This is a genomic window from Prevotella sp. HMSC077E09, from assembly GCF_001814685.1.
Taxonomy (GTDB): domain Bacteria; phylum Bacteroidota; class Bacteroidia; order Bacteroidales; family Bacteroidaceae; genus Prevotella; species Prevotella oris.
This window is the reverse complement of the sequence record NZ_KV817495.1, coordinates 1-13,314: the sequence shown is the minus strand read 5'-3', so window position 1 is coordinate 13,314 and position 13,314 is coordinate 1. Positions and strand designations below refer to the sequence as shown.

Annotated in this window: 9 protein-coding genes; 2 read left to right on the top strand and 7 right to left on the bottom strand. The window is 43.4% G+C overall.

The window, feature by feature from the left end:
- Positions 1 to 20: 20 nt before the first annotated feature.
- Together queA and folK are read left to right on the top strand one after the other, a co-directional pair.
- Positions 21 to 1,187 (top strand): tRNA preQ1(34) S-adenosylmethionine ribosyltransferase-isomerase QueA, encoded by a 1,167-nt coding sequence (gene queA, locus HMPREF2983_RS00655; protein WP_004371662.1) that lies wholly within the window; start codon positions 21 to 23, stop codon positions 1,185 to 1,187.
- A complete protein-coding gene (gene folK / locus HMPREF2983_RS00650) occupies positions 1,180 to 1,614 on the top strand; it encodes a 2-amino-4-hydroxy-6-hydroxymethyldihydropteridine diphosphokinase (protein WP_018920474.1) in 435 nt (144 codons plus the stop codon). The genes queA and folK overlap by 8 nt, the downstream gene beginning before the upstream one ends.
- 110 nt (positions 1,615 to 1,724) lie before the next feature.
- Here the strand turns inward: folK and HMPREF2983_RS00645 are convergent, their stop codons facing one another.
- The 7 genes from HMPREF2983_RS00645 to HMPREF2983_RS13915 all read right to left on the bottom strand — a co-directional run bounded on the left by HMPREF2983_RS00645 (position 1,725) and on the right by HMPREF2983_RS13915 (position 13,101).
- Complete coding sequence (locus tag HMPREF2983_RS00645) at positions 1,725 to 2,612, bottom strand: ChaN family lipoprotein (protein WP_070665667.1); 888 nt, start codon at positions 2,610 to 2,612, stop codon at positions 1,725 to 1,727.
- Positions 2,612 to 5,464 (bottom strand): M16 family metallopeptidase, encoded by a 2,853-nt coding sequence (locus HMPREF2983_RS00640; RefSeq protein ID WP_070665665.1) that lies wholly within the window; start codon positions 5,462 to 5,464, stop codon positions 2,612 to 2,614. The genes HMPREF2983_RS00645 and HMPREF2983_RS00640 overlap by 1 nt, the downstream gene beginning before the upstream one ends.
- Before the next feature lie 14 nt (positions 5,465 to 5,478).
- Positions 5,479 to 6,699 (bottom strand): DUF4929 family protein, encoded by a 1,221-nt coding sequence (locus HMPREF2983_RS00635; RefSeq protein ID WP_070665837.1) that lies wholly within the window; start codon positions 6,697 to 6,699, stop codon positions 5,479 to 5,481.
- A gap of 16 nt (positions 6,700 to 6,715) precedes the next feature.
- On the bottom strand, positions 6,716 to 8,101 hold the full coding sequence (locus tag HMPREF2983_RS00630) for a RagB/SusD family nutrient uptake outer membrane protein (RefSeq protein ID WP_070665662.1): 1,386 nt from the start codon (positions 8,099 to 8,101) through the stop codon (positions 6,716 to 6,718).
- A gap of 9 nt (positions 8,102 to 8,110) precedes the next feature.
- On the bottom strand, positions 8,111 to 11,161 hold the full coding sequence (locus HMPREF2983_RS00625) for a SusC/RagA family TonB-linked outer membrane protein (protein WP_070665659.1): 3,051 nt from the start codon (positions 11,159 to 11,161) through the stop codon (positions 8,111 to 8,113).
- Between the two features lie 12 nt (positions 11,162 to 11,173).
- Positions 11,174 to 12,070, bottom strand: coding sequence for a sirohydrochlorin chelatase (locus HMPREF2983_RS00620; protein WP_070665656.1), 897 nt, complete (start codon positions 12,068 to 12,070; stop codon positions 11,174 to 11,176).
- A gap of 857 nt (positions 12,071 to 12,927) precedes the next feature.
- Positions 12,928 to 13,101 carry a hypothetical protein gene (locus HMPREF2983_RS13915; RefSeq protein WP_168166194.1) on the bottom strand — a complete coding sequence of 58 codons (174 nt, stop codon included), beginning with the start codon at positions 13,099 to 13,101 and terminating at the stop codon, positions 12,928 to 12,930.
- Positions 13,102 to 13,314 lie beyond the last annotated feature (213 nt).

Here is a 13,314-nt window from a genome sequence, read left to right as displayed (position 1 = left end):
AAACATTAGTAAAATAATATATGAAGTTATCACAGTTCAAATTTAATCTGGCTGAGGAGCAAGTTGCACTCTATCCTCATAGTTTCACCCGAGTGTTTGAAAATGAAGATGGAACTAAGGACAGTTTCCAGGTAACGCGTCGTGACGAATGTCGACTGATGGTTTTGCACAAACGGTCTGGACAGATAGAGATGTTCAAGAAGGATTCTAAAGGTAATCCCATTGAAGGAGAGTATCTCGACTTCCGCAATATCCTTGATTATTTCGGCGAAGGTGATACTTTTATTTTCAATGATACAAAGGTTTTCCCGGCACGTCTCTATGGAACGAAAGAGAAAACGGATGCAAAAATCGAAGTGTTTCTGCTTAGAGAACTGAACCCGGAGATGCGTTTGTGGGACGTTCTCGTTGAACCTGCGCGTAAAATACGCATTGGTAACAAGCTGTTCTTTGATGAAACAGGTACGATGGTGGCTGAAGTTATCGACAATACCACCAGTCGTGGCCGTACACTTCGCTTTCTCTATGATTGTGATCACGAGGAATTCAAGCGCGAACTCTTCGCTTTGGGAGAGGCTCCCCTGCCCCGTTATATCATTGACAATCGCGAAGAACCGCATGCAACTCCTGAAGATCTGGAAGACTTCCAGACGGTGTTTGCAAAGAATGAAGGTGCTGTGACGGCTCCTGCAACAGGCTTACATTTCAGTCGTGAACTGATGAAACGCATGGAAATCCGTGGCATTCATGATGCTTATATCACACTACATTGTGGATTGGGAAACTTCAATTCAATTGAAGTGGAAGACCTCACGAAGCATAAAATGGACTCAGAACAGATGATTGTTTCGGCTGAAGCATGTCAGCGTGTGAACCAGACGAAGCGCGAAAGGCATCATGTTTTAGCAGTTGGTGTAAGCGTTGTGAAGGCTACAGAGACTGCCGTCGGCACTGATGGCATGCTGAAAGAATATGACGGTTGGACCAACAAGTTTATCTTCCCGCCTTATGATTTCGACTTGGCAGACTCAATGGTGGCTAATTTCTATCATCCTTATTCTACGCTTCTGATGACAACAGCGGCCTTTGGTGGCTATGAGGCAGTGATGGAATGTTATAATTTGGCAGCTGAAAACGGCTATATGTTTGGCTGTTACGGTGATGCCTTGTTGATCGTTGATGATTGATAAAGGGCTGAAAGTGGCTTTGCATACGGTTTATTTGAGTTTAGGATCGAATATCGGAAACCGAAAGCGTAACATGCGCGATGCTGTCCGATATCTTGAGGCAAATGTCGGTACGGTGCTTAGACAGTCTGATTTGCTCGAAACTGAACCTTGGGGATTTGATTCTCCAAATCTTTTTATCAATATGTGTGTGTGCATAGAGACGCCTTTATTGCCTCAACAGTTGCTTGAGGTAACACAGGCGATAGAGCGGAAAATGGGGAGAACGGAGAAATCTGTAGGTGAACAGTATGCCGATCGTATCATAGACATTGATATTCTGCTCTATGATAGCCTGCAAATTGATGAGCCTGACCTGCAAATTCCTCATCCTTTTATGCATGAACGCGATTTTGTAATGATCCCATTACGGCAGATATTGAAATAATACTATAAGAAAACGAGACCTTTTTTAGGTCTCGTTTTCTTATAGCCAGATTTTTATATTCATTTCATTTGATGAGATAAAATAGGGCTGCATGAGGTATATGATCTCACTTAGTATGACGTAATCATGTCTTCGGGCACACAGATATAATAATCGGCAATGCCTTTGTAGTCGTCTTCCAAATGCGAAATATCCTCTTGACGCACTGCCCTTACCACTGCATAAGTAATGCCTGGCTTATATTGTAACAGGTAAGGAATGATTCCATCACGGCTATCGGTGTGAAAGTTACCATTGAAATGAATGAACTTTCCCTGCAGATGCTGTGCTATCCGCCAAGCCATTGTAGCATCCTTGATAGCCTGCGCCTCGGCAATCTGCTGCGCATTGGCCTTCTTGTTCTTGCCCATCAGCTCCATAAGTGCAAAACCTTGTGCCACGTTTTCATTCTGCTGAAAACGGATAGGCAATGGAGCCATATAGGATTTTGCCTCTAGCGAAAGCGAATCAAGATAGGTAAGGCCATGCTCTTTCACGGCAGTGGCATAACGACGTGGCACATTTGTCGCCACAACAGGCATGTGGTGCTCACGTGCAAAGTCTATCAATGGGGCATAATCCGTGCTGTAATTCGGCCAAAGTCGGGCTTCATCTTCAAAGCGTTCGCCTGTAATCTGACGTTGAAGATACTCATCCAAGATGAGTTGGTTATCGCTTTCAAACATCTCTAAGCCCATTTTCAACTGCTTTCCATGCACTTTGTAGAGGCTTTCCAACAGCTTTAGCTCCAGCCAATGCGTGATAACGCAGTTATGGATCTCACCAATAAAGACCACATCTACCCTGGAAAGCGCTTTCACCAACTGCTCATAAGTCATTGCTTTGCCGTTGTTGTCGTATAAACGATAGGCTTCGGGCTGCTTCTCGGCCCTCATATTAGCTGCCATGAACAAGATGATGACACAGCAAAACAAACGTAAATTCTTGATTATTCTCATTATTTCTGCGATTTAAATACAACCATTCGGTGGTTCCAATCCAACATTTTACTTATCATTCTCTGCACCATTGCAGGCGTTATGCCATTCAGACAGGCGGCATAGTCATTGAAATCGTGCAACGACTCGCCATTCTTCACCAGCGACATCAATGCCGTTTTCCATTCAGAAGGAGCCTTGTCGGTCAGCACTTTGTCTTTCGTCACGAGAAAAGAACGCTTCAACTTGTCGAGTTCTGCCGTGCTGACAGGTTTTTCTTTCAAGTCTTTAAGAAAGCTTTGCAAGAGGATTTCAGCTCTCTGGCGGTTCTCATCTTTCAGCGAAAGGTTAATGACGAAATGATATTTCTGCTGTGGAACACCATTATAATAGAGGTCTACATAAGGTGAATAGGCAATGTTCTCGCCCTCGCGCAGTACTTTCAGCACACGGTCTTGTAACACATCGCGTATCAGTTTCATGCTCAACGTGGCTTGAAGCGACGGCGTATAGTTGCCTGCAAAGATGTAGTTGGCCACCGTTTGATGATCATTCCCGCCCTCGAAGCCTTTGAAAAACTTCTGTTTCTTAGCTGCAAACGGTGAGTTGTTCAATGGTAATGGCGACTGCGGTACCTGCATTTGGGCAAACGTTGCAATGGCTTTGGGCACCACATGTGCAGCATTGAAGTTGCCCGTTAAGATGATTGTGAGTCCTGAAGGATTGGCAAACAGGCGTTTGTAATAGTTGGTAAGCGTGTCAATATTCAATGCCTGCAGCGCCTCTTTTGTGATTAATTGCTCACTTCCTGCTGCCACATTGCCCACCAATGAGTCGATAGTGTTGGTCATTAAGCGGTCGGGATTGTGTGCCAAAAGCCTATCTAAAAGTGTTTCCTTACCTACACATTCCAGTTCAGAAGCCACTGTTTCAGCGAAATCTCCGCGGTTAACACCTGGAAAACACAACTTTTCATAAGCCAAATTAAACAATTCTGTAGCGCTTTTTGCAGGCGCAGAGGCCAGCAACTGATGCCAATAGGCATCCTCACCGACCGTCATCGACAACTGTTGTTGTGTCATCACGGTCAGCAATGTGTCGCACGACACCTTGGCTAACCCGCCCATATCGACATAACTTACAGCATCGTGTACCTTCAATTGCATTTGAGGTGAGAGGTCGGCCGTGCCACCTCGTCCCACTGCAGCTAAGTAAATTGTAGAGTCTTCGTCTAAAGTTGGGCGTACAAGCAGCTTGATGCCGTTTGTCAACTGTATTTCCTCAACCCCAAGTTCGGGCCATTTCTTCCGATTTTCAATGCTTGCATTTGTGAATGTTGGCGTTTGTTTCAAGCATGAAGGCAGTTTAATAGTCTCTTCTTTCGGCTGTGCTTTCTGTCGATAAACATAAGATTCAAGGGGGCATTTCCAGCCTTGTTTCCAAGCCAAGTCAGCCTGTTTTACATTGAGAAGAGGTGCATTTGCATTGTCTGCAATATAGGTATAGGCATACAACCGACTGCGTTTCATGGCTTCAAGAATGCTTTTCAGATATTCCTGCAACTGCAAACTCGTTGTCATTTTCACCTGACTGCGCACCCACTCCACATCATCGGGATGCCAAAGTGGGCGGTCTCCTGCCGTGATATAATCGATAAAATCATCGCATAAGTCAGAGGAAAGCTGCTGTGTGGTATCAGGTAACAAATGCACAAGACGCGTATGAATGAGTTGTTGCAGTTCATCTTGCCCCACTCCACGCTGCAACAGCCGTCGACATTCATAGGAAGCTGCAGCCAACTGCTGCGCTAATAGAGCCGAAGAAGCACCGCGAAACGCCAGCACAAAATGGTCTTTGTCAGCCAGATACCAATCGTTTGACACATTACACCTTATACTATCAGCTGCAAACCGCTCTGAAAGACATTGCACCAACATGCGCATGCGTTGCTTGTTGACAGCATCCTGCAATGTTTTTTCAACGATTGTGGGATGTGGAATGATGAGTTCTATTTTGTTTTCGCGTTGCATGCTGTCGGACAACTGCATCCAAGCGGCTCCTTTTGCATAGGTCATCGGTAGCTTTTTGAAAGGCTTTTTATCCGCTTTTGCTGGGATAGTACCCACCGTTTTGCGCATTTTTTCAACGATTTTTGCCACATTTACCTGTCCAATCACAAGCACTGTGGCATGTGAAGGCGTGTACCAACGCTTATAGAAAGCCTTCAGTCGGTCGCTGTCTATGCTGTTAATATCGCGTTCTGTGCCTAAGGGTATGCGGTCTGCATAGCGATTTTGTCCCATTTTCAGACTGTAGAAATCGTCATTTTGCTGATAACCGCGCAACTCTTCTACAATGACTCCGCACTCTTTCTTCACGCGTTCATCATCAAAACTAAGGTCGCAGAGCCAGTCACAGAGGACTAAAAAAGTAGTATCAAGCACACCGTCGTTTTCTGAATGGTGTGGCAGTGAAAGCCAATAAATGGTGCGATCAAAGCCCGTAAAGGCGTTGATGTCGCGTCCAAACTTCATTCCTTGCCGTTCAAAATAGTCAATAAGCGTGCGTTGTGGAAAGTGTTTAGTTCCGATAAAGGCACTATGTTCGAGGAAATGTGCCCCACCTCGCTGGTCGTTTTCTTCTTGCAACGAGCCTACATTCATGACCATTCTCACCTCGATATTATGTCTCGGCAATTCGTTGGGTAGGATAATATAACGCAGTCCGTTATCCAATCGTCCCTCAACAGTGCCTTTAGGCAGAGTAATATATTTATTAACACGCAAGCAAGGCAGAGCAAAAGCCCTACCTACAAATAGAAGTCCGAGCACAATCGCCCAGAAAAGAGTATTTCTGATAAGTTTTTTCTCCATATAATACTTGCTGTTTAGCGGTGCAATGTATAAACCACATGCACCTGTTCATAGCCATTTCCGTCGGCATAATCCCATGGAAAAGTGAACGAGAGCGTTCCTTTCGCGAGGTCAAGCAATGCAGAAGGGGCTACCCAATCACTTGGATTGTTCCCAAAAGTATCGCTACTGATGTTGCTAACGCCTAAGAATCGGTTGGGATCTAAAGAGCCTCCCATGGTTAAGAAGTCGTCATTGATGGTGTAACCCACTAACTTTCCATCTTCTTCTATTTCCACAACAGTACCTTTTTCCTTTTCTTTGAGCAGGCGATTCCAGGCAGAGTAGTCGTAGGTGAAAGGAATTCCCATAATCATATCACCGTAAGCGTTTTCTTTTTCTCCTGTAAACGTAATGCTGTTGCTGGCAGGATTAATACCGATATTACTCAAAGCAACCGAGAATGTCTCTTTACTTTCTTGATAATTAATGGCTTTCACGGCCGCTTTTCCATAGGGGGTCCGCATGAAAAACTCGTTATCGTTCACTGTTTTACGCTTCAAGACATCATAGAGGAACGTAGTCAGCCCCATAGGATTGGTCAACATCTTGAGCGTTGGGTGGTCAACAGTGGCATCATCTCCAAGGGTTATCACGCTATATCCTTTGTAAACGCGTTGTGATTGACCTTGGAAGAAGTTCTCTTTGTCGTCTTTGTTGAAGACAACAGTCGTCTCTACAGGTAGCTTTCCCAACAAGCGAGCAAGATCTATGCCGTATTTTGTCTTCACATCAGCAATCAATTGCAACTGTGTTTCTGTTAGAATAGGAATGTCTGCATCGGGATTTACCGTGATTTGAACGCCTTTACCAAAGCCTTTTATCTGCGGATGAGATGCAGATGCCACTTGCAAAGTGATCGTCTTACTGATAGAAAGCGAATGTTTTCCATTGGATTTCACGCGAAAGACAACCTCTTTCTGACCGGGTTCAAACACGATTTCATCGCTTTCCATCTGCAACACAGCATCTTCATTGCCTGTAAAAGCCAACTTTACTGATATTCGTTCGGAAGGCGCAAAAGCTATCATGGCATGCACAAACACACTACTTGTATCGTCTTCTGACAGGATTGCATTTCCGGGAATGGTGAGTTCCACTCCATTCGTTATGGTTTCTCGAGGTGCATCTTGTGCCTGACAGCCTGCTAAAACAAGCACTACGACTACAAGAATGCTATTGAATAAATGTTTCATTTGTTTATCGTTAAGTTTAATTGGATGGCCAACCAGCATTTTGTTCCACCTTGTTGAAGCGATATTCAGACACTGGAATAGGGAAATTCCATCGGTAATCAGTGGTCGCTATTGTACTGCTTGCGCTTGCTCCCCATTGAGAATATCTCGTTAAAGCTGCGAGATGCGTACGCTTGAGGTCAAAGAAATTAACTCCTTCGCCTGCAAATTCACGCTGCTTATCTGTGAGAATAAGTTCCAAAAGCGCCTGATTAGTAGTGCCGGCAGGTGCTTTCGATGTACCAATACAGCTCCAATAATGATTGATGAGCATACGTGCTGACTCGGTTTCTCCCTTTCGACAATAGGCTTCGGCTACGATATAATAGGCTCCGGCATAACGCATGGTGTTAATATAGGCAGTAGCCTGATTGAGTTTATTGCTTCGGTTATATTTCCCAAGCAGTGTCCTGCTCGTGCCATTCATCACAAAGGGATAGGTGAACGAGGCTTTTCGAAGATCTGAAATGGTGAAACTAAGTTTTGGATTGACACAGAAATAGTCGCCTTCTTTGGCATCATATTGGATGCCGGCATAGTAAGTTGAGTTTGTATTGAACGCGAAAATACGACCTGCATAACTATCTTTTTCCCATAAATTACTCATGCCTTCGGCCATGAAATAGGCGTCATTGCTTTTTGCAATCACGGCATTTCCCGACTTTATGGCTGTCTCATAATCACCCGAATAGAGCGCCAAATCAGCTTGAAGATACTGTACCGCCATTTGTGAAAGCCAGCCATTACGCTTCGAAGTGTTATCAACTTGCACGGCATCATCAAGCAAAGCACGTATTGTTGCCACGCAATCACGAATCGAAGAACGTTGTTTGTCCTCTATTCCAAACCTATTTTTCAAGATAACTCCTGCCGCATCAGGATTTAAGTCATAGGCAGGTGCAAATGTTTTAAGCAATTGGAAATAGCATAAGGCCTTCAATGTTTTGGCTTCAGCAGCAATCGCTTGTTTTTCGTTCTGCTCTTCAGCAGAGCTTGTCTGCACGTTATCCATGCGTTCAAGCAAGGCATCACATTGTGCAATTACATTATAATAGTCTTGCCAAAGGCTTGGAGCAATCTTGTTTATCTCTTGATCTTTCCAATTATATAAGTTCAAAGACGTAATATCCTTAAAGGAAAGAGATGTCGGAACGAAATCATTTCCCAACAAAGAGAACTCATATTCCATGTGGGGATAAGAAGAATAAGCCGATGCCAGGAATGATCTTGCATTGGAAATATTCGTGATTGCATCAGGATCGGAGAACTGATCAAGCGGTGGAATGTTAAGGCTGCATGAGGCAAAAACCATTGAAACCAACCCCACTGCAACGCTCTTGAAAGTCAATTTATTCTGTTTCATATACTATTATCAGAATGTTAGATTGAGATGAAAGGTGAAAACAGGCTGCATGGTGCCTGCTAAGGTACCACTTTCCGGGTCAGACTCCTTATAACTTGTCCATGTAAAGAGGTTTGATCCCTGTAGACCTACGTTGGCATATTGTAGGAATGGAGCTACTTTATGTAGCCAGTTCGATGGAATACGATAGCGCATAGAGAAACTCGAAAGTTTTAAGTAGTCGCTATTCCCAACAGTTCGCGAGTTAGGATATAGCGCAAGGTTATCTTGTGCAATGCTTTGTGTGTAGAAAGGTGTCCAATATTCTTTATATTCATCACCTCGTTTAAACCACATTTTGGTAGTCTGTCCAGCCACAGCATTAAGGTTTGCCTTATCTTTATTACGCACATACTGATAGTTAAAGCGCTGTTTTCCACCAAAAACATAATAGAATGAAATGTCAAAATCAAACTGCTTATAGGAGAAATTAGCATAGAAGCTACCCGAATAAGGTGGCGTCAGATGACCAAGTGCAATGAAGTCATCGCGTGTAAGCTGTTCCGTACCTTGCTTTTCTTTTCCATCCGGCGTGAGAAAAACAGGGTAACCGGTGAGCGGGTTGATGCCCAATGAATGCAAACCATAAATCATATCATAGGATTTTCCTACCTCGTAGTTGGGTACAATGGACTGTTCGTCTAAATAAAGTTTATCAGTCCAGTAAAGACTTACCACCTTATTATTATTATAAGCGATGTTGCCTCCCACAGCCAAACGGCAGTCATAAGCATCCAATATCTTTGCAGTGAGTCCGAGTTCTACACCTCGGTTCTGCAAAACTCCAATGTTACGCTTCAGCGAAGAAAATCCTGAACTGGTGGCGATTGGCACATCCAAGAGTGCTTGTTCTGTGCGGCGGTTATACCAATTCACATCTAAAGTGATACGTTTCAACAGCTCTATCGAAACACCTAAGTCGGTTGATTTATTCTGTTCGGCTTTTAAATCTTTGTTATAGAGAGACAACAATGACAAAACTCGGCTACTTTCATAGGCTTGTTCGCCGAACATGAAGGTTCCAACAGTGCTGGACACTGTCACACCATTAAGGTTTGCCGTTACACCATAAGAGGCTTTGAAGTTTAATTTCGACAGAATCTTATTGCCTTTCAACCAAGAATAGTTCGTTGGAGTCCATCCCAAGCCCGCTGCCCAGGCTGCATTCCAACGCTTATCTGCCGGCAATATCGACGAAGCATCGGCCTTATAAGTGAAATAAGCATCATAAATCGTGTTATATGTGTAGCCTGCAACCATTCCAATTCCAAGCTGAGCATTCTTGTCGCGAGGGTTTCTTACGGCGGGTTGTCTAAATCCTTGCAAGGAATTATTAATGGCAGAAGGAGCATCCACATTGCCAACTCCATAGCCTGTAATGCCCACTGCATCATAATTATATAGGTAATAATCGAAGTTTGCACCCAACGTTACATCATGAACATCCGCAAAAACATGGTTGTAAGTGGCGCGGAAGTTGCTTGAAAGATTGGTTGTTGTGCCTTTGGTACGGCTGTAAATACCCCGTGCATTCAATAGAATACCTGAACTTTGCTCTGAATATGCAGATGCAGGTGTGAAGCGATGATCATCGTCTTGCAGGAAATCAAGACCTGCAACATAAGCCAACGTAAGGTCTTTCCATGGTGAAAGCGTGAGATTTACATCTACTCCGGCATTCTTATCGGTAGCATCGCTTTTGTATTGATGCATTAAATCATAATAGGTTCGATTGGGATAAGAATAGAGTTCGCCTGTCTTTTGCTCGTAAGGATTAAGATTATACACCAACGAAGAAGGGTCGAAGGTCGTTCCATTGGGTGAATTACTCTTGGAATACCCTCCGGAAACGCCAATCATCAGATAGCCTATGTTGCCCAACTGCTGGTCTAAACCCATGCGAACATTGAAGCGTTGTTTGTTGTTTCCCTCGAGACGACCGCCTTGATAGGTATAGTTACCCGAAAGATAATAGGTTGTAGAACCACTGCCCCCTTTGACATTGAGGTTATGCTTCTGATAGAAATTATTATGAATCAGTTCTTTAAACCAATCCGTATGAATGTTTCTCAATGCAGCCAAGCGTTGTTCGCCTTCGGCAATAAGCTGCTCTTTGTTGGGATCAGAAGCGTACTCACGTTCAATATAATCACGACTGTAACGATACCCTGGTGCTGCCGGGTTCTGCAACAGACGCTCTAACTCAAGCTTCTCATCGGTATCCATCAGTCGAACGCCGCGTCTTCCACGCATGGTCAAACCCAAATCCATGCTGTAAGTGAACGTCATCTTGCCTTTATAGCCATGCTGTGAACTGATTTCCAACACGCCGTTGGCTGCTTTTATGCCATACAATGCGCATGCTGCAGCATCTTTCAGCACCTTGATATTGGCGATATCCTGTGGGTTCAGATTATAGAATGTCTCGGCAGAGATAATCTTTCCGTCCAACACATACAATGGTTCATTGCTTGTGTTACCACGACGAAACGATGAATTCCCACGTATTCTGATTTTCGGAGCACTTCCCAAGTCGCCTGTATTCATGACATTCAAGCCTGGAACCAAACCTTGAAGAGCCAGTCCCATGTCTATCATTGGCTTCTCGGTGAGCTGTTTCATGTCCACATTCTCAACGATGCCTGCTTTCGAACGCAGGTCAATGGCGTTGATATTGCTTTTGGCTTTCACGACCACTTCACCGATACCATTGGCCACTTCCACCATCTTTACATCCATGCGGTCGCGCCCATCATCCTTAAACTGTTGTTTGGCATAGCCGATATAGGTGAAAGAAATGAGTGTACCTTTGGCCCAATGACCACTCAGTTGATAGCGACCTTTGACATCGGTCACTGTTGCAATCTGCGTTCCTTGCACGCGAATGCTCACACCGACAAGAGGCTCATTGCCGGCATCGGTTACGTAACCATAGAGCTTTCGCTCCTGAGCCACGCTCTCTTGTGGAACAAGAAAGAGGCTCAGCAGTGCGAAAAGACTCAATATTGTAAGGTTTTTCATGCCGTGTCTGATTTATCGTTTGCTTTCAACCCATTGTTTTGTCTGGGCTACAATCCAATCAACAACGCGAGAAGTAGAGGCAGGCAGGATGCCGTCGGAACTGTAGACAATTTCCACCCCGGTTTTCTTCACCAAGTCATTCTGTACATCTTGCATCTTATGTCGGTCGGCCATGCGCTTCACATCAGAGGTAAGATAGATGCCTTGTACTATGATTCGCTTCTTCTTTTGGGCTGCTTTGGTAAGCAAAGGCATGAGTTCCTTACCGAAGTCATGTCCCATTTCAATGAGTGCATGGTCTACATAAGTGATTTTTGCATGCTCTTTAGTATATTTCTCCACACTGTTGAACATCTTTTTCCAGAACCCAATGCGCTCATCATCGCCGTGGGCGAGATAGATTACAGCTTCGTTGGCAGCATCTTTCGAAAGACTTTGAATGCGATCGAGCATGCACTTCTCCAACACATAGCTGTAATAGAAAGTCGGACCGAGGATGATTGGTGTCTTCGTATGCACCATTTCAGTCTTCTCTTCGCCTAATTCTTCACGCACGTATGGGTTGTATTTGTGGCCAAGAATATTGGGAAGGTCTTCTTCTGTATGCCCCGATGGTGCAATGAAGACAGGCAGTGCGAAGATTGTATCGGCGCCTTCGGCCTCGCAAGCCTTCACCATTGAAGCTACAGAAGGCTCTGTATATTCCATGAGGGCTACCTTTACAATGTCTATTCCCATGAGTTTTCCCTCGGCAACTTGCTGCTTTACGAGTGGTTCTAAGTCTAAAACGGGTTTTCTCCACGATTCCATCGGTGAGCCATGTGCTACTATCATGAGTGCCGTTTTAGCCTGTAGAGTTGATAAAGTGGTTAGCATCAAGGCTAACAATAACATGATTTTTCTATTCATTTTAATTCGTATATTTTTGTTTATTTTAATTTGTTATCTTTATTCGAATACTTGATTAAACGCTTGGAATACGGCAAAAGTATGATATTTTCCCTGATTGAACAATACCTAATAATAATGAAAAAGATGTTAAAACAATGAGCTTTTCCCATGCCTCGAACTGCCTGACTTCTTTTCCAAAGCCTTATGAAAGTCTGAAATAAATATACCTTAACAGGTATAAGATATATCCCCTCTTTTATTTAGCGTTCTCTTGAACTATCAAAAGATGCAGCATGTGAACTGTAATCTCATGAAGCGGAAAATAGGTTAATTCTTATCAAGGATATTTACAATTGCTCTTGAATGCTTCGCGAATTTGAAATAGTTCTTTTCCTCGCTCCAAATACGCGCTGTTTTTCGGTGGTTTGCAATGCGTTGATAGTCAAACTATTATGTGTTCTGAAACAAAATATAGGTCAAAATCATGCAAGAAATCACTGCGATTAACGTCAACTTACCGCCTGATTTGCCTGAGATTACCACGCTTTTTGACGCAAAACGCAAGATTTTTCAGTGTGGTTTTATCTCATAATTTGCCTTGAATTATATAATCATCTGATAGACAATGCGTTATAAAATGTCAAAATACAGCGCGTATTTGGAGCGAGGAAGGCTGTCGTTTCAAATACGTGAGCTATGCGAAAGCTATTGTGTGGATTTTTCAAAAATAATAAATTATACTTCAATATATGGAACTATACAAGTTTCTCTCTGGCAATTTGTTAATTCAAGAATAAGGGAACCCCCTGCATTATGCCCTGTCAGCACGGCAGAGGCAAGCCTCGATAGCACTTCGATTGCCGATAGCGGATGTCTCATATATCGTCAAACATGGGCTGTCGGCCGTCTTGTTCCTTGTCATCGGCAGCCTTGATGCTCAGCCTATAGCGTTTTGTTTCCGTCTCATAATGGCTTTTCAAGCGTGTCAAATCATGGTTTTCGGGCATTGAAATGAGGAAATCGCTCACTGAAAGCACGTCGGCATTCATGCTTATTTATATATAATGATGTGTAAAGATGATTAATTTCAACAGAAAACTCAAATGTGCAAATATCCGTAATAAATGCAAATTTTGAAGTAATATTGGTAATAATATATCCAAATATAAGTCGTATATTTGCTGCTGAAAGGAAAGATATTAGTTTTTTTAGTGGTTAATTTAGTTTTAGCCTTAATTCCGCAACACTATTATAAATTAAAC

Bases quoted from the DNA above. Each gene is read 5' to 3' on its own strand.
- queA (WP_004371662.1), top strand. From the start codon at position 21: ATGAAGTTATCACAGTTCAAATTTAATCTGGCTGAGGAGCAAGTTGCA.
- HMPREF2983_RS00640 (WP_070665665.1), bottom strand. From the start codon at position 5,464: ATGGAGAAAAAACTTATCAGAAATACTCTTTTCTGGGCGATTGTGCTC.
- HMPREF2983_RS00625 (WP_070665659.1), bottom strand. From the start codon at position 11,161: ATGAAAAACCTTACAATATTGAGTCTTTTCGCACTGCTGAGCCTCTTT.
- HMPREF2983_RS13915 (WP_168166194.1), bottom strand. From the start codon at position 13,101: ATGAATGCCGACGTGCTTTCAGTGAGCGATTTCCTCATTTCAATGCCC.
- HMPREF2983_RS00630 (WP_070665662.1), bottom strand. From the start codon at position 8,101: ATGAAACAGAATAAATTGACTTTCAAGAGCGTTGCAGTGGGGTTGGTT.
- HMPREF2983_RS00635 (WP_070665837.1), bottom strand. From the start codon at position 6,699: ATGAAACATTTATTCAATAGCATTCTTGTAGTCGTAGTGCTTGTTTTA.
- folK (WP_018920474.1), top strand. From the start codon at position 1,180: ATGATTGATAAAGGGCTGAAAGTGGCTTTGCATACGGTTTATTTGAGT.
- HMPREF2983_RS00620 (WP_070665656.1), bottom strand. From the start codon at position 12,070: ATGAATAGAAAAATCATGTTATTGTTAGCCTTGATGCTAACCACTTTA.
- HMPREF2983_RS00645 (WP_070665667.1), bottom strand. From the start codon at position 2,612: ATGAGAATAATCAAGAATTTACGTTTGTTTTGCTGTGTCATCATCTTG.